The organism is Pseudomonas taiwanensis DSM 21245 (assembly GCF_000425785.1).
GTDB lineage: Bacteria > Pseudomonadota > Gammaproteobacteria > Pseudomonadales > Pseudomonadaceae > Aquipseudomonas > Aquipseudomonas taiwanensis.
Genome location: NZ_AUEC01000045.1, coordinates 1 through 21050 on the forward strand (window position 1 = coordinate 1; position 21050 = coordinate 21050).

Sequence of the window (21050 nt, forward strand, 5' to 3'; positions counted from 1 at the left end):
TCCAGCTCCGCCATCAGATCACTCAGCCGGTCGACCTTGTCGTCATCAAGCGCACTGTCGCGCAGCCCTTGCACATACTCAGCCAACGCCTCCACCGTGCTGCACTCGAACATCGCCCGCAGTGGCACGTTCAATTGCAACTGCTTCTGCACCCGCGAAGCGATCTGCGTGGCCAGCAGCGAATGCCCGCCCAGCTCGAAGAAGTTGTCGCACACCCCTACCCGTTCGGCCTTGAGCACATCGGCCCAGATGCCGGCCAGTGTCTCTTCCAGCGGATTGCGCGGTGCAACATAGGCCTGGCTGTGCTGGCCGCCGATATCGATAGCCGGTAGGGCCTTGCGGTCAAGCTTGCCGTTGGCGTTGTGCGGCAAGCTGTCGAACCAGCCCCAGTGCAGCGGCACCATGTATTCCGGCAGTTCGCTGCGCAGGCGCTGCTTGACCTGCTCAAGCAACGCAGCGTCGGCGACGACGCCTTGATGGGCGACCAGGTAGCCGACCAGGTGCTTGCCGTTGACGCCGTCCTGGACACCGACAGCGGCATCGCGAAGCTCGGCCTGCTCGTGCAGACGCGCCTCGATCTCGCCTAGCTCGATGCGGAAACCGCGGATCTTCACTTGGTGGTCGATACGCCCGACATACTCGAACACGCCATCCGGCCGCTGGCGCGCCAGGTCGCCGGTGCGGTACAGGCGCTCACCCGGCGCGCCATAGGGATGCGGGACGAAGGCCTGCGCTGTGCGCACCGGGTCGCTCACATAACCACGACCGACGCCGGTACCGGCAACACACAGCTCACCCACCGCGCCCAGTGGCGCCAGTGTCAGGTCTTCTCCAAACAGGTACAGACGGTTGTTGTCAGTCGGCGTTCCGATGGGCAGGTAGCTACCGCGGGCGGAGTCAGCATCGACGCGGAAGAACGCCACATCGTCCGAACACTCCGCCGGGCCGTAGGCGTTAACCAGGCCAATGGCCGGGTAACGCTGCAGCCACTGCGCCGCCAGCTCCGGTGGCATGGCTTCGCCAGTGGGCAGCATCCAATGCAACCCATCCAGGGTCTGGTGGTCGTTGGCCAACATGCCCTGAATCAACGAAGGCACGCTTTCCAGCACAGTGATACCGGTGGTTTGAACGTGGGCCAGCAAGCCTTGCGGGTCATGGGCAATGGCATTCGGCACGATCTCGACCCTGGCCCCGAACAGCGGCGCGGCCAGGAACTGCCAGACCGAAATGTCGAAGCTCTGCGAGGCAGTCTGGGCGATCACGTCCTGCTCGCTCAGTGCCAGGTACGGCACCTTGCTCAGCTGGTTGTTGAGCATGCCGCGCTGCTCGACCATCACGCCTTTGGGCAAACCGGTGGAACCGGAGGTGTAGATCACATAGGCCAGGTTGTCCGGCCCGCTGTGAATGCCGGGGTTATGACTGGCGACACGGCTGGCTTGCACCTCTTCCCAGACCAACAGCTTCGGCCGCATCACGCCGCCCAGCTCATCGAGCAACTGGCGCGCCTGCTCGGCACAGGCCGCGCTGCACACCAGCACCGGGGTGCGGCTGAGTTCAACGATGCGCTGCAGCCGCGTCGTCGGCAGGCCCGGATCCAGCGGCAGGTAGCCTGCTCCGGCCTTGAAACTGCCGACGATCATGCCCAGCAGCGGCAAGCCGCGCTCGGCCAACAGGGCCACTGGCTGGTCGATGGCCACGCCGACGGCGACCAATGCATGGCCCAGCCGGTTGGCCGCCAGGTTCAGGCCGGCGTAGTCGTACGACGCCTCCAGGCAGCGGGCGACGGTTCGCTCAGGGCTGGCGGCGACCTGAGCCTCGAACAGCTCGACATAGCTCTGATCAAGGGCGTAGGCACGCTCGGTGCGGTTGCAGTCTTCAAGCAGGAAGCGCTGCTCTTCGACCCCCAGCAACGGCAGCTCGCTGACATCGCCTTCGAAGCCCTCGACCAAGGCCAGCAGCAGACGCTTGAACTCAGCCAGCAGGCGTTCGACGGTCGGATAGTCGAAGTAGCGCTGGTCGAACGACAGGTGCAGGCCCAGGTCATCGCCTGGATAGCACACGGCGGTCAGCGGGAAGTTGGTGTGGGTGCGGCCCGAGTCGGAGCTGGCATTCAGGTGCTGGGCGTGGTCAAGCACGGCGGTTTCCACCGGGGCGTTCTCGAACACGAACAGGCTGTCGAACAGCGGCTGACCCTTGGGCAGTTCGCTGCATTCCTGAATCGCCACCAACGGCAGGTACTCGTACTCGCGCAGCTCCATGTTGCGCTCAAGCAGCCCTTGCAGCCACTGGCGCACGCTGCGGCGCTGGCCCGCGTCGGGCAGCTGTACGCGCAGGGCGATACTGTTGATGAACAGGCCAACGGTGCGCTGCATTTGCGGCATGCTCACCGGGCGTCCGGCCACGGTCACGCCAAAGGCGACGTCGCGGTCGCCGCTGTAGCGCGCCAGCACCAGGGCCCAGGCCGCCTGGGCGAAGGTGTTGACGGTAAGCTGATGGGCTTGGGCCAGCTCACGCAGGCGCACACCTTCGCCGACCTCAAGGCGGGTGTAGCAATCGCCGACCACCATGCCGTCGCCGGCACGATCATGGCGCAGCGGGCGATCGCTCGGGATGGCGGTGGCGCGCTCGAAGCCGGCCAGGTTGGCCCGCCACCAGGCACGGGCTTCGTCCAGGTCCTGGCGCTGCAGCCAGCCGATGTAGTCGCGGTAGCGCGGCGGTACCGGTAATTGGGCCTGGCGACCTTCGCCGAGGGCCTGGTAGAGCTCGAAGAAGTCGTTCATCAGCAGCGAACGGCACCAGGCGTCGATGAGGATGTGGTGGTTGCTCATCATGAACCAGTAGCGCTCGTCGGCAACCCGCACCAGACGCAGGTGGAACGGCGCCTCGCGCAGCAGCGCGAAACCGGCCTCGCGCTCCTGCTTGTGCAGGGCGTGCAAACGCGCCTCCTGGGTGGCGTCGTCCAGGCCACGCCAGTCTTGGTAATCCACCGGCGTTCTGGCGGGTTTGTGGATGATCTGCAGCATCGCCTCGCCAGCGTTCCAGCTGAACGATGCGCGCAAGGCTTCGTGGCGCGCCACCACGGCCTGCCAGGCCTGGGTGAAGCGTTCAGGGTCCAGCGCGCTGTTGATGCGGTAGCGGTCTTGCATGTAGTAGATGCCGGTGCCGGGTTCCAGCAGCGTGTGCAACAGCAGGCCTTCCTGCATCGGCGTCAGCGGGTAGACGTCTTCGATCTCGTCGGCGGGTACCGGCAAGGCGTCGATCTGCTCCTGGGTCAGGCGAGCCAGGGGGAAATCTGATGGGGTGAAGCTGCCGTTGCCATCGGCCAGGCAATGCTCGACCAGTGCGAGCAACTCTTGGCGATAGGCCTCGGCCAGACGGGCGATGGTCGAGTCGTCGTAGCGCTCGGCGCTGTAGGTCCAGCGCAGTTGCAAGGCGCCGCCATAGACCTGGCCGTCGACGCTGAGCCAGTTCGGCAGCGGCGCATCGAGGTCATGGGCCAGGCCCGCTGGCGCATCCAGCGGCTGGAATAGCGCGGCGGCATCGAACTGCTGGTCGAACTGCCCGAGGTAGTTGAAGGTGATGCGTGCCTGCGCCAGGGCCGCCATGCGCTCGCGCCCGACGTCATCGGCAAGGTAGCGCAGCACGCCGTAACCCAGACCTTTGTGCGGTACCTGGCGCAGTTGTTCCTTGATGTGCTTGATGGACGTGGCGCGGGCGCTTTCGTCGTCGCCTACCGCTGGCTTCAGGCACAGCGGATAGGCGTTGGTGAACCAGCCGACGCTGCGAGTCAGGTCCATGTCCTCGAACAGCCCGTCACGGCCATGACCTTCGAGCTGCACCAGTACGGTTTCGTCCTCGCTCCAGCGGCACAGGACACGGGCCAGCGCGGTCAACAGCAGGTCATTGACCTGGGTGTGGTAAGCCGCCGGGGCCTGCTGAAGCAACCGACGGGTCTGCTCCACGTCCAGGCCGATGGCCAGCGTGCGCGCATGCCGGTTCAGGTTACCGCCCTGAGGGTGATCGCATGGCAACTCGTGGCGCACATTGCCGAGTTGCCTCTGCCACCAATCCAGCTCGTCTCTTAGCGAGTCACTGCCGGCGTAGCTGGCCAAGCGTGCTGCCCAGTCGCCCATGGCATGGGTCTTGGCAGCGAGCGTCTGGCCACGGTAGAGCGCTTGCAGGTCTTCGAGCAAGACACGCCAGGACACACCGTCGACCACCAGGTGGTGGATCGCCAGCAACAGGCGCTGTGCGCCCTGCCCATCGCTCACCAGCAAGGCGCGCAGCAGTGGGCCTTGGTGCAGGTCGAGGCTGCGCTGCACGTCGGTGTACAGCGCCTGGCAGTCGTCGAAGTCGCTGACCGTGGCGGTCCACAGCAACTGCTGGCTGGCCGACGCCGCATACTCGGCTTGCCAACGGCCATTGGCCTGGACGAAGCGCAGGCGCAGGCTGTCGTGGTGTTCCACCAGGCCGGCCAGGGCGCGCTCCAGCACCGTGCTGTCCAGTGCTTGGCGAGCTTGCAGCAGCACAGCCTGGTTCCAGTGTTGTGGCTGGGTGGCCTGGCTGTCGAAGAACCAGTGCTGGATCGGCGTCAGGCCACTACGCCCCTGCCGCAAGCCCTGCTCGATGTCGCTTGGCGCTGCACTGCGGCTGACCACGGCGGCGAGGGTCTGGATGGTCTGGTGCTGGAACAGGTCGCGCGGGGTGAACTGCAGGCCCAGCTGACGGGCACGGCTGACCACCTGGATCGACAGGATCGAGTCGCCGCCCAGTTCGAAGAAGTTGTCCTGCACGCCCACGCGGGCAGCATTGAGCACCTCACACCAGAGCTGCACCAACTGTGCCTCGACTTCGTTGCTCGGGGCCAGGTAATGCTGTTGGGCTTGCTGGAGATCCGGCAGCGGCAGTGCGCGGCGATCGAGCTTGCCGTTGCCCGTCAGTGGCAGGCTGTCGAGCAGCACCAGGTGCGCCGGTACCATGTAGTCCGGCAGGTGCTGGCGGGCATCGGCCTTGATCGCTTCGCGCAGCGAGGCCTGGGCCTCGGCGCTCGCCGTGGCCTGCCTGCACACCAGGTAGCCCACCAGTTGCTTGCCACCGGGCAGGTCGATTGCCAGGACCACCGCGTCGTCGACATCGGCATGCTCCTGCAGGCGGCTCTCGATCTCGCCAAGCTCGATCCGGAAACCGCGGATCTTCACTTGCTGGTCGGCACGCCCGATGTACTCCACACACCCGTCGGCACGCAGGCGCACCAGGTCGCCGGTGCGGTACAGGCGACCGCCATCATGGCTGAATGGGTCGGCGACGAAGCGTTCGGCAGTGAGCCCGGGGCGGTCGTGGTAACCCTGGGCCAAACCCGCACCACCGATGTACAGCTCGCCGATGCCGCCCTGGGGCAGGAGCGCCAGGTCCTCGTCGAGAATGTACGCGCTACGTGCGCCGATCACCCGGCCGATCGGCACGCTGCCGGCATCGGCGGGCAGGGTCTGCGGCGCCAGGCAGGCCAGCGGCATCACCACCGTTTCGGTCGGCCCGTAGGCGTTGAAGAACTGTTGCGGCGCGAAGGCCTGGCGAATGCGTTGCAGGTGCTCGCCGGTCAGCGCCTCGCCGCCGGTGATGACCAGGCGCACCGGCAGTTGCTCGCCCCGCCCCGCCAGGTACTGGGCCAGCTGGCTACCATAGCTCGGGGTGAAGCCCAGCACGCTCACCTGTTGTTCGCGCACCAGTTGGCAAATGTCCTCGGCGCCCCACTGCCCCTGTGCGCGCAGCACCACGCGGGCACCGCACAGCAGCGGCACCAGCAGGCGCTCGCTGGCTGCGTCGAAGTTGATCGAATAGAAGTGCAGCTCGCAGTCGTCGCTACGCATGCCGAAGGCGGCGATCACCGCCTGGCAGTGCATGGCGATTTCACCGTGGCTGACCACCACGCCCTTGGGCTTGCCGGTAGAGCCGGAGGTGTAGATCAGGTACGCCTGGTGCTGTGGCAGGTTGAGGTTGTCCAGCGGCGCATCGCTGTAGGCGGACAGGCTGACGGCATCATCTTCGAGGCTCCAGCGGGCCACGCCATCGGGCAGCTCGCCGAGCGCCTCCAGCAGCGTGCGCTGGCTCAGAAACAGGCCGATGCGGCTGTCCTCGATCATGTAGTGCAAACGGTCGAGCGGGTATTCGGGGTCCAGCGGCACATAGGCACCGCCGGCCTTGAGAATGGCCAACAGGCCGACGACCATCTCCAACGAGCGCTCGAGGGCCAGGCCCACCCGTACCTGCGGGCCGACACCGCGCTCGCGCAGGGCCCGGGCCAGGCGGTTGGCCCGTTGGTCCAGCTCGGCGTAGCTCAGGTGCTGGCCGGCGAAGGTCAGTGCCAGGGCTTGCGGGGTACTGGCTGCCTGGATGGCGAACAGGCCGTGAAGGGTCTGGTTGAGTCCGTGGTCCGGCTCGCCCTGCAAATGGCCCACCAGCACCTGCTGCTCGGTGTGGCTCAGCATCGGCAACTCGCACAGACGTCGTTGAGGATCGTCGAGCAGGCCGACCAGCAACTGCTGCCAGTGCTCGGCCATGCGCGCGATGCGCGGTTCGTCGAACAGGTCGCGGCTGTAGGTCAGGCAGCAGCCGAGGCGGCCGTCCAGGTCGGTGACCTCCAGATAAAGGTCGAACTTGGTGGCACTGGCGTCGTTGACCAGGTAGTCCACCTGCATGCCCGCCAGTTCGCGGCGCTGCTGAAAGGCCCAGCGCTGGACGTTGCACATGACTTGGAACAGCGGGTTGTAGGCACTGCTGCGCGGCGGCTGCAGGGCTTCGACCAGTTGGTCGAACGGCAGGTCCTGGTGCGACTGGGCCTCGATGGCGACCTGGCGCACCTGATCGAGCAGCGCGGTGCCGGTCATCTGTCCGTCCATCTCGCAGCGCAGCACCTGGGTGTTCAAGAAGGCGCCGATTAGCCCCTCGCTCTCGGGACGAATACGGTTGGCCACCGGCGCGCCGATGCGCAGGTCGCGCTGGCCACTGTAGCGGTGCAGCAATGCGGCCAGCGTGGCGGTGATGGTCATGAACAACGTCAGGCCACGTTGGCTGTTGAAGGCATGCACGCGCGCCACCAGCGCCGGGTCGAGGTCGAAGCGATACAGCTCCCCCCGGTGGCTCTGCACGGCCGGGCGCGGGCGGTCGGACGGCAGGGCCAGCACCGGGTGTTCATCGCCCAGGCGGGCTTTCCAGTAGGCCAGCTGACGGGTGCCCTCACCGCTCTCCAGCCACTGGCGTTGCCACACGCTGTAGTCGAGGTACTGCACCGGCAGCGGCGCCAATGGCGATTCGCGCGCGTCGACAAAGGCCTCGTACAGCTCGCCCAGCTCGCGGGCGAAGATGTCCATGGCCCAGCCTTCGGTGACGATGTGGTGCAAGGTCAGGACGAAGAAGTGCTCGTGCGCCTCGGTCTTGGTCAGGCACGCACGCAGCAGCGGGCCGCGCTCCAGGTCGAACGGCTGGTGCGCCTGGGCATCGGCCAGTTGCTGCAAACGATGCTGGCGGGAATCGGCAGGCAAGGTGCTGAAGTCTTGCCAATCGAGCTGCAGGCCGCTGTGCTCGGCAACGCACTGGTACGGCACGCCGTCGATGCTCGGGAAGGTGGTACGCAGGGTTTCATGGCGCACGATCAGCGCCTGCAAGGCACGCTCGAAGGCCTCCACATCCAGAGTGCCACGCAGCCGGGCCATACCACCGACGTTATAGGCCGGGCTGTCCGGCTCCATGTGCCAGAGGAACCACATGCGCTGCTGAGAGTAAGACAGCGGCACGGCCTGACGGCGGTCGACACGTGCGATCTCGCCTTGCAGGTTGCGCTCGCCAGCCTCGCGGATGCGAGCGATCTCGGCGCAGAAAGCGCCCAGCTCGCTGGCTTCGAACAAGGCTTTGAGCGGCAGCTCGACATCGCAGGCCTGGCGGGTGCGGGAGACGATCTGGGTAGCCAGCAGCGAGTGGCCGCCAAGGTCGAAGAAGTCGTCCTGCAGGCCGATACGTGGCAGGTTGAGCACCGCGCGCCAGATGGCCGCCACCTCTTGCTGCAACGCAGTTCGTGGCTCGATATGTTCGCGCTGCTGCCAGACCGGCGCAGGCAAGGCCTTGCGATCGACCTTGCCGCTGGGGCCCAGCGGCAGGTGCGCCAGCGCAATCAACTGCGCAGGGACCATGTAGGCCGGCAACCGCTCTGCCAGGGCCGCCACCAGCGCTTCAGGCTGGGCGGTGCCACTGTAGTAGCCGACCAGTCGTGCACTGATCCCATCCTTGTGGATGAGCACCAGGCCCTGGTCGACACCGGACTGGCTCAGCAGGCAGGCCTGGACCTCTTCGGGCTCGACGCGGAACCCGCGCACTTTCACCTGCTGATCGAGGCGACCCAGGTACTCCAGCGCCTGGACCTGCATCTGCCAGCGGGCACGGTCGCCACTGCGGTACAAGCGTTCGCCGTTACCATCGGCCTGGGGCACGAAGCGTTCGGCGGTCAGGCCCGGACGGCCCAGATAGCCCCGCGCCAGACCCGCACCGCCCAGGTACAGTTCGCCCGGCACACCCGGGGCGGTCAGTTCCATCTCGTCATCCAGCACCCGGCAGATCACATTCCCCAGCGGGCGGCCGATGGGTGAACGCTCACCATCCTCTGCCTGGCAATGCCAGTGGGTAACGTTGATCGCAGTTTCGGTCGGGCCATAACGGTTGTGCAACTGCACCTGCGGTAGCACTTGCAGCACACGGTCACGCAGGTTCGCCGACAGCGCCTCGCCACCGGAGAACACTCGCCGCAGGCTGGTGCAGCCGGCAGTCAGCGGCTCTTGCACGAACACTTGCAGCAACGGCGGGACGAAGTGCAGCGTGGTCACGCCATGCTGCTGCACCAGCGCCGCGATGCGGTGCGGGTCGCGATGCTCGCCGGGGCCGGCCAGCACCAGGCGGCAGCCGGTGACCAGCGGCCAGAAGCACTCCCACACCGACACATCGAAACTGATCGGCGCCTTTTGCATCAGCACGTCGCTGTCGTTCAGGCCGTAGGTGGCCTGCATCCATTGCAGGCGTTCGGCAAGGGCCGCGTGGGTATTGCCGACGCCCTTGGGTTGTCCGGTTGAGCCGGAGGTGTAGATCACGTAGGCCAGGTTATCCCCATCCAGATGCAGGCCAGGCGCCTGGCTTGGCCAACTGTCCAGGTGCAGTTGGTCGAGTGCGATGGCGCTGACGCCGTCCACCTGCGGCAGCCTGTCGAGCAGGCCACTGTGACTGAGCAGCAGGCCGGCCTTGCAGTCTTCGAGCATGTAGGCCAGACGCTCGGCCGGGTAATCGACATCCAGCGGCACATAGGCGCCACCGGCCTTGAGAATGGCCAACAGGCCGATCAGCAGTTGCGGTGAACGCTCGATGGCAATGGCAACGCAGGTGTCCGGGCCGACGCCTTTGTCGCGCAGGTAGTGGGCCAGCCGGTTGGCCTGCTGGTGCAGTTCGGCGTAATCGAGGCTACCGCCCTCCCACACCAGCGCCGTGCGCTGCGGGGTCAGCCGGGCCTGCTCGTTCAGTTGCCCTAACAGCAGGCTCTTAGGGGCTGGCATCGGGGCCTGGCCCCAACCCAGCAGTTGCTCGCGGCCCTGCTCATCCAGCAAACGAACCTCGCCCAAGGCCATCCGCGGTTGGGCGCAGACTTGCTCCAACAACGCCAGCAGGTGCTGGGCCAGGCGCTCGATGGTGCTGGCTTCGAACCGTTCGGCAGCGTAGTCGAACGCCAGGCTCAGGCGGCCCTGGTGGTCTTCCTCGCTGTGCAGTTGCAGGTCGAACTTGGCTTCGCGGCTATGCCACGGCAGCTCTTCGGCCAGAAGGCCGGGCAGCCGGCGCAGGGCAGACAGGTCGCGTTGCTGGTGGTTGAACATGACTTGGAACAGGCCTTGCTCGCGCGCTTCGGGCAAGGCTTCGAGCAGTTGTTCGAACGGCAGGTCCTGGTTGGCCTGGGCTTCAAGGGTCGCTTGGCGCACCTGCGCCAGCAACTGCTGGAACGGCAGACGGCCATGGAGCTTGGCGCGCAGCACCTGGGTGTTGATGAAGAAGCCGACCATGCCCTGGGTTTCCAGGCGCGGACGGTTGGCATTGGGCACGCCGACGCAGAGGTCGTTCTGGCCGCTGTAGCGGTGCAACAGGCCTTGCCATGCCGCCAGCAGGACCATGAACAGACTCGCCTGCTGCTCTCGGGCCAGGCCTTTGATGGCGTCGCCCAACTTGGCCGACACCTTGAGGTTGAGGCGCGCGGCGCGCCGGTCGCGCAGGGCGGAGCGCGGATGGTCGGTGCACAGGTCGAGCACCGGCAGTTCATCGCCCAGACGGGCCTTCCAGTACGCCAACTGGCGCTGCGCCTGGCCATCGGCCAGCCACTGCCGCTGCCAGTTGCCGTAGTCGGCATAGCCTAGCGACAGGGGAGCGAGGTTGGCTTGCAGGCCCTGGCAATGTGCGGCATACAACTTGGCGAACTCATCGAGCAGGATGTTCAGCGACCAGCCATCGGCAATGATGTGGTGCAGGGTCACCCACAGCTGATGGTCCTCGTCATCCAGGCGCACCAGGGTCACCCGCAACAGCGGGTCGCCGGTCAGGTCGAACGGATGCTGGGCCTCCTCCTCACGCAGCCTCGCCACGTCATCGGCGCTCAGCCCTTGGAGGTCCACGCGCTTTAGAGTGAACGGTCGCTCGGGCAGGATCCGCTGCAACGCCTGGCCGCCTTCTTCGCTGAACAGCGTACGCAGCGATTCATGGCGGGCCACCAGGGCCTGGAACGCAGCTTCCAGTGCAGCGACGTCCAGCTCGCCGCGCAAGTGCAGGCCGGCGGGAATGTTGTAGGCCGCCGACTGCGGCGCCAGCTGCCACAGCAACCACAGGCGGTTCTGCGCCAGCGACTGTGGCAGCGCCTGGCCACGGCTCAGGCTGCTGATAACCGTCGCCTTGGCACTGCCCTGGGCAAGGATGGCCGCCACGGCAGCACGGTAGTCCGCCAGGATGGGCGCTTCGAACAGCGTGCGCAGCCCCAGGTCGATGCCCAACTCGTCGGCCAGGCGTGCAGTCACCTGGGTAGCAGCGATGGAGTTGCCGCCCAGCAGCAGGAAGTGATCGTCCGCGGCCACCGCTTCGACCTTGAGCACCTCGCGCCAGGCTGTCGCGATGCGCGCCTGCAGAGCGTCGCCAACGGCCGTGGCGATGGCCGGCTCGGCAGGTGCCGGGTAACGCGCATAGCAGTCCAGGCTACCGTCGCTCATGCGCAGACGGCAGGCCGAGCGTTGCAGCTTGCCGCTTGAGGTCTTGGGCAGCGCGCCGGGATTGAGCAGCAACACCACGGCGGGGGCCTGACGGCAGGCATCAGCGATCACCTGGCGCAGGGCCTTGATCAGTTCGTGAGGCTCGACGGCCTTCTGCACGCTGCGGCTGACCTCTACCGCAACGCCAATGCCCTCCTCGCCCTGATCGTCGACGGCGAACACCGCTACGCGACCTTTGCGTAGCACCGCCACTTCACGCTCGAGGGTTCTTTCCAGATCTTGCGGGTACAGATTCTGCCCACGGACGATGAGCATGTCCTTCAGGCGACCGGTGACGAACACCTCGCCATCGCGCATGAACCCCAGGTCGCCGGTGCGCAGCCAGGTCTGGCCGTCCGCCTCGACGAAGGTCCGGGCAGTGGCCTCACGGTTGCGCCAGTAGCCCAGGGCGATGCTCGGGCCACCCGCCCAGATCTCGCCCACCTGGTTGTCACTCAGCACCTCGAGCCGTTGTGGCTCGACGATACGCACAGCGTGTCCAGGCTGCGGATAACCACAGCTCATCAGCACACTGCCCTCGCCCGGCTCGGCGCGGTTGGCGGCAAACGCTTCGGCGTCCAGTTCCAACGCAGCGATACCCTGGCCACGACGGCTGCCGCTGACGAACAGCGTGGCCTCGGCCAGGCCGTAACTGGCAAAGAAGCTGCTCGGTTGGAAACCGCAGGACTGGAACTTGTCGGCGAAGGTGGCGAGGCTGTCCTGGCGGATGGGCTCGGAGCCGGAATACGCCACGCGCCACCGGCTGAGGTCGAGCCCGGCCAGGGCCGCCTCGCTGACCCGCTCGCTGCACAGTCGGTAGGCGAAGTCAGGGCCGCCACTGATGGTGCCGCCGTACGCGCTGATCGCCTGCAACCAACGCAGCGGCCTGGCGAGGAAGTAGCCTGGCGACATCAACACACACGGCACACCGCTGAAGATCGGCTGCAATAGGCCGCCGATCAGGCCCATGTCGTGGTAAAGCGGCAGCCAGCTGACGATCACATCGTCCGGGTTCAGGTCGATGCCGAAACCATGGCGAATGAGTTGCTCATTGGCCACCAGGTTGCCGTGACTGACCTGGACCCCTTTGGGCAGGGCGGTGGAGCCGGAGGTGTACTGCAGGAAGGCGATGTCATCGCACGCCAGCGCAGGTTCGCGCCAGGACGCCGCCAGCGCAGGGTCCAGGCTGTCCACCGCCAACAGTGCCGGAGCATTGTCCGCGCTCAAGGCTTCCAGGCCCTGCAGGCTGTCGTGCAGCGCAGTGACGGTCAGCAGCAGGCGCGGCTCGGCGTCGTCGATGATCGACAGCAGGCGCTCTTGATGATGGCGGCGCGATGACTCCGGCGGGTAGGCCGGAACGGCGATGACGCCGGCATACAGGCAACCGAAGAACGCCGCAACGTAATCCGGGCCGCTTGGGAACAGCAGCACGGCGCGGTCCCCTCGTGCGGTTCGCGCCTGCAGGGCGGCGGCTATGGTGCGAGCGCGCGCGTCCAGGTCCCGGTAGCTAAGCACGGCCTGCTCGCTGGGGTCATCGGCCAGAAAGCGCAAGGCGATGCGGTCCGGTGTCTGCGCGGCGCGTTGCGCCAGGGCCTGGACCAGCGTGAGCGGGAGTTCGAAGGCGTCCGTCATGGGGGGTTCCTGCCAGTGTCTGGGTAAGTCGGGCCAGCTGCCCACGCGGTGGTCGGCGGGCAGCGCTCGGCGGCCGGATGTACACAGGTGAACGGATTGGTGGGGGAAGAAATTAGCGTCGGGAGGGATGGAAATAGGGCGCGGGCAGAACACCGCCCACGGCGCATCGTGAGCACGCTCGCGCCCACGGCGGCTTCGTAGCGGATATTCCCGAAGGTTATATTTACTAATTACGTTTCGTATTTGACATTAATTATCATTACGAATAGCTTGTCGCACGTCGTAGGAAGCTACCCCACATGGGGTGCGACCTCTCCCATCTGAGACAAGGTGATTTCCATGGCGGAACAACTATCCACAAGTAAGTGCGATTCACCATTACTCCAGGCATTCGTCGACAATCGCAGCATTCTGGTGAAGATCGCCGCCCGCATCACGGGTTGTCGCTCACGCGCTGAAGATGTCGTACAGGACGCTTTCTTCCGTCTGAGCGCTGCTCCGCAGATCACCTCGTCATTCAAGGCCCAGCTCAGCTACCTGTTTCAGATCGTGCGTAACCTGGCCATCGACCACTACCGCAAGCAGGCGATGGAACTGAAGTACTCCGGGAGTGAAGAGGAAGGCCTGAATGTGGTCCTCCAGAACGCCTCGCCGGAAGCTACGCACATCAACCTCGCCACCCTGGAGCACATTGCCGATGCGCTCAACGAACTGCCGCAGCGCACTCGCTACGCCTTTGAGATGTACCGCCTGCACGGCGTGCCACAGAAGGACATCGCCAAGGAACTGGGCGTGTCGCCAACGCTGGTGAATTTCATGATTCGCGACGCCCTGGTACATTGCCGCAAGACGGCCAGCCGACAGGCCTGAGTTTTTCAGGCCGTTTTCCGCCCCCCGGGGAGCGGCCTCTTCGCGATAAAAGGCCGCTCCCACCCGGCGCTCCCACCCGGGCTGCGCAGTTCTTGTTGAGATACCGTCAAACCAGCTTGCAATGATCGAAGAAGCGCTCGCGCCCCAGGATCATCAGCGCCGCACGCTTGTGCGGGAAGTCGAACTCTTTCTCGCAGTGGAAGCACTGGTCGTGCATGTAGCCGATCATCTTGCCATTGTCGGCGCGTGGTTCGGCCACCACCCGCTGGGTACGCGGGTCGTCCAGGAACAGGTAATGCACCAGGGCCGATAACCAGCTCGCGACCTTGTGCGGCCCTCGGTGCGTCTCCTCGCCCACCAGCATATGCACGCCTCGATCGTAATCGTCCGCAGGGTAGAACGGAGCGATGCGGTCCTCTTTCGCCCAGTAGGCTTCGAAGTAGGCAAAAGGCTGGTCATCGAAACAGCCGATCAGCGTCAGGGTATGAGGGTCGGCGTCGAGCTTGGTCAGGTATTCGCGATGCTGCTCCAGGGAGCCGCCCTCCTGCCAGAACCGCTCGACGCGCGGATTGTTCTGCCAGCGGTTGAAACGCTCCAGGTCCTGGTCGATTTCCAGGGTGCGCAACGATACCCAGCTGCCCAGGCGGGCATCGAAACGGCGATACACCTCACCACGGGGTTTCGGTGCACGGCGGGGGTGACGCTTGCCATGGCTGATCTGCATCTGCTGCGGATAGGGCTCGCTGGCGACCAGGCCCAGCCAGGGCTGGGGCAATTGCCAGAACAGGGTGCGTTCGCACAGGTAGTGCCCCGGCTGGTCGGCACTCAGCAATAGGCCGCTGGTCAATGCCTGCGGCACAGGCTCGGGCAGACGCCAGGCCAGGCGCTGGCGCGCGGGGTCGCGCGACAGCAACCAATAGCACGCGGCCCACAAGGCTTGGTACGGACGCTCCGGGCAAAGGCGTTCGAGGTGAACGTGCAGGGTTTCAGCCGGCTCCAGGCGCACCCGGATCAACGGGCGACCTTCAAGGGTCAGGCTCAGCCAGCAGTCTCCCTCATCGGCGCTCAGGCTGCGCCAGCGTGGCAGGGACAAGGGCTGCGAAGCGGCATCGAACGGCATGGTCATGGCTCACAGGTAGAGAATAGAAAGGCTCACACCTGAAAACGTGACCACGCTGCAGGAATTTAGTCGCCGGGGGTTTCCACGGTAATGCGGTATGGCTGGAAGATCCGCGACAGTTCGCCGGTCTCTCGCAGGTCACGCAGCAACCCGGCGAACGCCTTGTCGCTGATGGGGGCATCGGGGCGGAGCAACGCGTAGTGGTGGTAGACCTGGTCGACCCGCTCCGAGGCCATCAACTGCGCCAGGCTTTCCGGGTTGCGCACCATGAAATCGCTCAGGTAGGAACGGGTCACCAGGGCGATGTCGGAGCGGCCGGCCTGAACCATCAACAGGTTGCTGTCATGGGAATAGGTCAGCGTCGCGTTGTAGGTCTTGCGTAGGTAGTTCGGGTCGGGGTTGAAAGCGGCGAATGCGTAGTGGTAGCCATTGAACAGCGCCAGCCGCTTCCCCCTCAGGTCATCGAAGTAGCGCTGATCACGGTTGTCGAGCTTCTTGGCGACGAATACCTCGGCATCCTCGAGGCCCATGTCCACGGTCTGATGCGGAATGCTTTGCCAGCCCCATTGCGGGTTCTCGAAAATCGCCATGTCGGTGCGACCTTGCTGGAAGTCGCCGAAGCGCCGCTGAATGGAGGTCGGCACCAGCACGAAGCGGTAGTCCTGCTGCAGCCGGTTGAGCGCTTCCACCAGTTGTGGCAGCAAGCCGGTGTCCGCGCCCTGCTCGGGGCGGACCGTATAAGGAGGGAAATGCGCGGCGCCGATCTTCACTTCGATGGCCCCGGCAACGCAGGCAGGCGTGACCAGCCACAGCGCGGCGAGTACCAACAGGGAAGACAACACTTTTAGGCCGGGCGCTGGAGTCAAGACGGACACTCATCACGGTTCGTACCTGGATGCGCCTAAACTAGGCGTTTTCCCAGCGGCGCACAACCGCTGGTTATGCCAAAGTGACGGCATTTTGCCAGGGGATGCCGTGGGGGCAGACATTGGCTACGCTGCTTTGGCATGAATGGCAAGGGAGCCTGGTATGGGCCACTGGTTGGTGATCGACCTGGAAGCCACCACCGATGACGGTGGCTGGCCGGTCACAGAGATGGAAGTCATTGAAATCGGCGCCAGCCTGGTGACCCGCGAAGGCCGCGAGGTCGACCATTTCCAGCGCTTCGTGAAGCCCAGACGGCGCCCGCAGCTGACGCCGTTCTGCCGAGAGCTTACGCACATCAGCCAGGCCAGCGTGGACAGCGCCGCCGGTTTCGCCGAAGTGTGGGTCGCTTTCGAACGCTGGCTGGGGCACCATCGGGGCCAGCTGCAGGCCTGGGTCAGCTGGGGCGACTACGATCGCCAGCAATTATTGCAGGAATGGCAACAGCACAAGGTCGACAGCCTGCTGCGAGACCTGCCGCACATCAACCTCAAGCAACGCTTCGCCAAGGCTCGCCACCTGCAGCGGCCGACCGGGCTCAACGGTGCCTTGCAACTGGCCGGGCTGCAATTTTGCGGTCAACAGCACCGGGCCCTGGAAGATGCGCGCAATACGGCGCGCCTGCTGCCCCTGACACTGCCGGCCCACGGCACCTGAAAGCAGATGACGGCGCCAGTGGCCTTGGGCATACTGGCCAGCCCTTTTTCATCCCCCCTCATTTCAGGAGTCGCCCTATGTTCAAGGTCAATGAGTACTTCGATGGCACCGTCAAGTCGATCGCCTTCGAAGGCACTGAAGGTCCGGCCACGGTTGGCGTCATGGCACCGGGCGAATACGAGTTCGGCACCGCCAAGCGCGAGATCATGCATGTCGTTTCCGGCGCCCTGACCGTCAAGCTGCCAGGCAGCGACAACTGGGAAACCTTCAACGCTGGCGACAAGTTCAACGTGCAGGCCGACAGCAAGTTCCAGTTGAAAGTGGCGGTGGACACTGCCTACCTGTGTGAGTACCGCGACTAAGCGTTAGTCCGCACTGGCCTCATCGCCGGCAAGCCGACTCCTACAGGGATCGCGCCGACTTCGGAAAAACTGTAGGAGCCGGCTTGCCGGCGATGAAACCAAGACTATCCCTTCAGAAACCCCGCCACCCGCTCAGCCGCCGCCTGCAAATGCTGCTCATGGCTGAACCCGGAAGCCTTAAGCGGCTTCAAGTCATGATCCGCCGCCACCAGCCAGCTCACGTCGATCGAAGGCGACAGCGCATACCCCTGCACCGCTTCACGATTACCCAGCGCATCCCGCTCGCCCTGCACGATCAGCGTTGGCGTACGCAACCCAGCCAAGTGCTCGACCCTGGGCTTTTCCGGCTTGCCCACGGCATAGAACGGATACCCCAGGCATACCAGCGCATCGACCCCCAGTTCGTCGGCCAACAGACTGGCCATGCGCCCGCCCATCGACTTGCCGCCAATGGCTAACCTGCCCGCGACCAAAGGTCGCACCTGCTGGTACACCTCGCGCCAGCATTGCAGTAATACCTTCTGAGGATTGGGCGGTCGTTTGCCGCCACTCACCCTGCGCTCGGCCATGTAGGGAAACTCGAAGCGGATCACGCCTACCCCAAGCGCCGCCAGCCTTTGCGCGATGTCCTCCATGAACGTGCTGTCCATTGGCGCGCCCGCGCCATGGGCCAGGATCAGGCCGCCCGCGGGGCCTTCACCCAGCCCTGGGCGCGGAGGATTGCAGCGCAAGCCTGGGACATTTCCGATATTCGCCCATTGATCCCCGTCAATACCGGCACTTTGCCCATTACTCATGCTTGCCTCGCTGTATAGCCTGCCAATAACCGTGGATGGGAACCCATACATGAACACAACCAGCAGTACCGCCTATAACTACAAGGTGGTCCGCCAATTCGCCATCATGACGGTGGTGTGGGGAATCGTCGGGATGGGGCTCGGCGTCTTCATCGCCGCCCAGCTCGCCTGGCCTTCCCTCAACTTCGACCTCCCCTGGACCAGCTTCGGCCGCCTGCGACCCCTGCATACCAATGCGGTGATCTTCGCCTTCGGCGGCTGCGCGCTGTTCGCCACCTCCTATTATTCGGTGCAACGCACCTGCCAGACCACCCTCTTCGCTCCGGGCCTGGCTGCGTTCACCTTCTGGGGCTGGCAACTGGTGATCCTGCTCGCGGCCATCACCCTGCCGCTGGGCTACACCAGTTCCAAGGAGTACGCCGAACTGGAATGGCCGATCGACATCTTGATCACCATCGTCTGGGTCTGCTACGCCATCGTGTTCTTCGGCACGCTGATCAAGCGCACCACCAAGCACATCTACGTGGGCAACTGGTTCTTCGGGGCGTTCATCCTCACCGTGGCGATGCTGCACATCGTCAACAACCTGGAACTGCCGGTGAGCCTGACCAAGTCGTACTCGGTGTACGCCGGTGCCACCGATGCGATGGTGCAGTGGTGGTACGGCCACAACGCGGTGGGCTTCTTCCTGACTGCAGGCTTCCTGGGGATGATGTACTACTACGTGCCCAAGCAGGCCGAACGCCCGGTGTATTCCTATCGCCTGTCGATCGTGCACTTCTGGGCGCTGATCACCCTGTACATTTGGGCCGGTCCGCACCACCTGCACTACACCGCTCTGCCCGACTGGGCACAGTCGCTGGGCATGGTGATGTCGCTGATCCTGCTGGCACCAAGCTGGGGCGGCATGATCAACGGCATGATGACCCTGTCCGGTGCCTGGCACAAATTGCGCAGCGACCCGATCCTGCGTTTCCTGGTGGTATCCCTGGCGTTCTACGGCATGTCCACCTTCGAAGGCCCGATGATGGCCATCAAGACGGTCAATGCCCTGTCCCACTACACCGACTGGACCATCGGCCACGTCCATGCCGGCGCCCTCGGCTGGGTCGCGATGATCTCCATCGGCGCGCTCTACCACACCATTCCCAAAGTGTTCGGCAAGCAGCAGATGCACAGCATCGGCCTGATCAACGCGCACTTCTGGCTGGCGACCATCGGCACCGTGCTGTACATCGCCTCGATGTGGGTCAACGGCATCGCTCAGGGCCTGATGTGGCGCGCGGTGAACAGCGACGGCACGCTCACCTACTCGTTCGTCGAGACCCTGGTTGCCAGCCACCCAGGCTTCATCGTTCGCTTCGTCGGTGGCGCGATCTTCCTCAGTGGCATGTTCCTGATGGCCTGGAACACCTGGCGCACCGTGCGCGCGCCGGCTGCTGAAGCCACCCCTGCCAACGCCCAGCTGGCCTGAGGAGTCCTGCCTGATGAAACATGAAGTCATCGAGAAAAACGTTGGCCTGCTGGCCTTGTTGATGGTGTTCGCCGTCAGCATCGGCGGCCTGACCCAGATCGTCCCGCTGTTCTTCCAGGACGTTACCAACAAACCGGTCGAAGGCATGAAGCCCTATACCGCGCTGCAGCTGGAAGGCCGCGACATCTACATCCGCGAAGGTTGCGTCGGTTGCCACTCGCAGATGATCCGCCCGTTCCGCGCCGAGACCGAGCGCTATGGCCACTACTCGGTCGCGGGTGAGAGCGTCTGGGACCATCCGTTCCTGTGGGGCTCCAAGCGCACCGGCCCGGACCTGGCCCGCGTCGGCGGTCGCTACTCGGACGACTGGCACCGTGCGCACCTCTACAACCCACGCAACGTGGTACCTGAATCGAAAATGCCGTCGTACCCATGGCTGGTCGCCCAGCAGGTCGACAACAGCCATACCGACACCAAGATGCGCACCCTGCGCACCCTCGGCGTGCCGTACACCGACGAAGACATCGCCGGTGCCCGTGACGCAGTGAAGGGCAAGACTGAGATGGATGCCCTGGTCGCCTACCTGCAGGTGCTGGGCACCGCCATCAAGAACAAGAGGTAAGTGCGATGGAACTGGACATCGGCATGATCCGCGGCTTGGGCACCCTGGTGGTGATGATCGCCTTCATCGGCCTCTCGCTCTGGGTATTCAACCGCCGCCGCGACCGTGATTTCGCCGAAGCGCGCCTTCTGCCCTTCGTCGACGACCGCCTGCCCCCGGCCGGGCAGGAACCTGCCATGAGGAATGAACGGCAATGACCACCTTCTGGAGTACCTACATCAGCGTACTGACCCTTGGCAGCCTGGTCGGTCTGGCCTGGCTGCTGCTGGCCACCCGCAAGGGTCAGAGCAACAACACTACCGACCAGACCATGGGCCACAGCTTCGATGGCATCGAGGAGTACGACAACCCACTGCCCAAGTGGTGGTTCTATCTGTTCGTCGGCACCCTGGCCTTTGGCGTGGGGTACCTGATCCTGTATCCGGGCCTGGGTAACTGGAAAGGCATCCTGCCCGGTTACGAGAACGGCTGGACCGGCGCCAACGAATGGCAGAAGGAAATGGAAAAGGCGGACGCCAAGTTCGGTCCGATCTTCGCCAAGTTCGCCGCGATGCCGTTGGAAGAAGTGGCCAAGGACCCGCAGGCCCTGAAGATGGGCGGTCGTCTGTTCGCCTCCAACTGCTCGGTTTGCCATGGCTCGGATGCCAAGGGCGCGTATGGCTTCCCCAACCTGACCGACAAGGACTGGCGTTGGGGCGGCGAGCCGGAGACCATCAAGGCCTCGATCATGAACGGCCGTCACGGCGTGATGCCGGCCTGGGCCGAGGTGATCGGCGAGCAAGGCGTGGCCGATGTGGCGGCCTACGTGCTGACCAACCTCGACGGCCGCAGCCTGCCCGAGGGTATCAAGGCCGACGCAGCCAAGGGCAAGGAGATCTTCGCCGCCAACTGCGTGGCCTGCCACGGGCCTGAGGGCAACGGTACTCCCGCCATGGGCGCGCCGAACCTGAATCATCCGCAGGCATTCATCTACGGGTCGAGTTTTGCCCAGTTGCAGCAGACCATTCGCTATGGTCGCCAGGGCCAGATGCCGGCGCAGGCCGAGATCCAGGGCAACGACAAGGTGCATCTGCTGGCGGCTTATGTGTACAGCCTGTCGCAGGGCAACGGTACCGAAACGGTGAGTGCCAAGTAATTACCTTGCGGGAAATCTCGCGCCAGTGAGATCGAGTGCCGCCCGCGCGGCGCATCGCGAGCAAGCCTAGCACCCACGTCTGCGACATCGAGCCAAGCGCCATAGCGTCCCGCGCAACCCTCGCGGGAATAATTGGCCTGAAACA

The 21050-nt window shown here is 64.9% G+C and carries 11 protein-coding genes; 7 read left to right on the forward strand and 4 right to left on the reverse strand.

All coding sequences use genetic code 11. The annotated features are described in order from the left end of the window. Positions 1-12944: non-ribosomal peptide synthetase (locus H620_RS0118225; RefSeq protein ID WP_027907818.1), on the reverse strand; the 12944-nt coding region annotated here is incomplete at its 3' end. Positions 12945-13283: 339 nt separating this feature from the next. Between H620_RS0118225 and H620_RS0118230 the strand changes: the two genes are divergently transcribed. Next, positions 13284-13814 (forward strand): RNA polymerase factor sigma-70, encoded by a 531-nt coding sequence (locus H620_RS0118230; protein ID WP_023381396.1) that lies wholly within the window; start codon positions 13284-13286, stop codon positions 13812-13814. A 106-nt stretch (positions 13815-13920) separates the two neighbouring features. Here H620_RS0118230 and H620_RS0118235 read toward each other — a convergent pair whose 3' ends face one another. After that, positions 13921-14934 carry a GNAT family N-acetyltransferase gene (locus H620_RS0118235; protein WP_027907819.1) on the reverse strand — a complete coding sequence of 338 codons (1014 nt, stop codon included), beginning with the start codon at positions 14932-14934 and terminating at the stop codon, positions 13921-13923. Between the two features lie 65 nt (positions 14935-14999). After that, positions 15000-15800: a substrate-binding periplasmic protein gene (locus H620_RS0118240; RefSeq protein WP_023381398.1), complete on the reverse strand. Its 801-nt coding sequence runs from the start codon at positions 15798-15800 to the stop codon at positions 15000-15002. Between the two features lie 163 nt (positions 15801-15963). Between H620_RS0118240 and H620_RS0118245 the strand changes: the two genes are divergently transcribed. Both H620_RS0118245 and ppnP read left to right on the forward strand, forming a co-directional pair. Further along, a complete protein-coding gene (locus H620_RS0118245) occupies positions 15964-16515 on the forward strand; it encodes a 3'-5' exonuclease (RefSeq protein WP_023381399.1) in 552 nt (183 codons plus the stop codon). 77 nt (positions 16516-16592) lie between these two features. Next, positions 16593-16877, forward strand: a complete 285-nt coding sequence (gene ppnP / locus H620_RS0118250; RefSeq protein ID WP_023381400.1) for a pyrimidine/purine nucleoside phosphorylase — start codon at positions 16593-16595, stop codon at positions 16875-16877. A 104-nt stretch (positions 16878-16981) separates the two neighbouring features. Here ppnP and H620_RS0118255 read toward each other — a convergent pair whose 3' ends face one another. Continuing rightward, positions 16982-17674: an alpha/beta family hydrolase gene (locus H620_RS0118255; RefSeq protein WP_023381401.1), complete on the reverse strand. Its 693-nt coding sequence runs from the start codon at positions 17672-17674 to the stop codon at positions 16982-16984. 49 nt (positions 17675-17723) lie between these two features. On the opposite strand from H620_RS0118255, the gene ccoN reads away from it, so the two are divergent. Genes ccoN through ccoP form a run of 4 tightly spaced genes read left to right on the forward strand, consistent with a single transcriptional unit; the run spans position 17724 to position 20905 of the window. Beyond that, the gene (gene ccoN / locus H620_RS0118260; protein WP_023381402.1) at positions 17724-19148 is read left to right on the forward strand and encodes a cytochrome-c oxidase, cbb3-type subunit I; all 1425 of its coding nucleotides are present in this window, start codon (positions 17724-17726) and stop codon (positions 19146-19148) included. A gap of 13 nt (positions 19149-19161) precedes the next feature. Next, positions 19162-19770: a cytochrome-c oxidase, cbb3-type subunit II gene (ccoO, locus tag H620_RS0118265; protein WP_023381403.1), complete on the forward strand. Its 609-nt coding sequence runs from the start codon at positions 19162-19164 to the stop codon at positions 19768-19770. A 5-nt stretch (positions 19771-19775) separates the two neighbouring features. Then, complete coding sequence (locus H620_RS0118270; protein WP_023381404.1) at positions 19776-19967, forward strand: cbb3-type cytochrome oxidase subunit 3; 192 nt, start codon at positions 19776-19778, stop codon at positions 19965-19967. Further along, entirely contained in the window at positions 19964-20905 is a 942-nt protein-coding gene (gene ccoP, locus H620_RS0118275) for a cytochrome-c oxidase, cbb3-type subunit III (RefSeq protein WP_023381405.1), read from the forward strand. Before H620_RS0118270 ends, ccoP begins: the two co-directional genes overlap by 4 nt. Positions 20906-21050 lie beyond the last annotated feature (145 nt).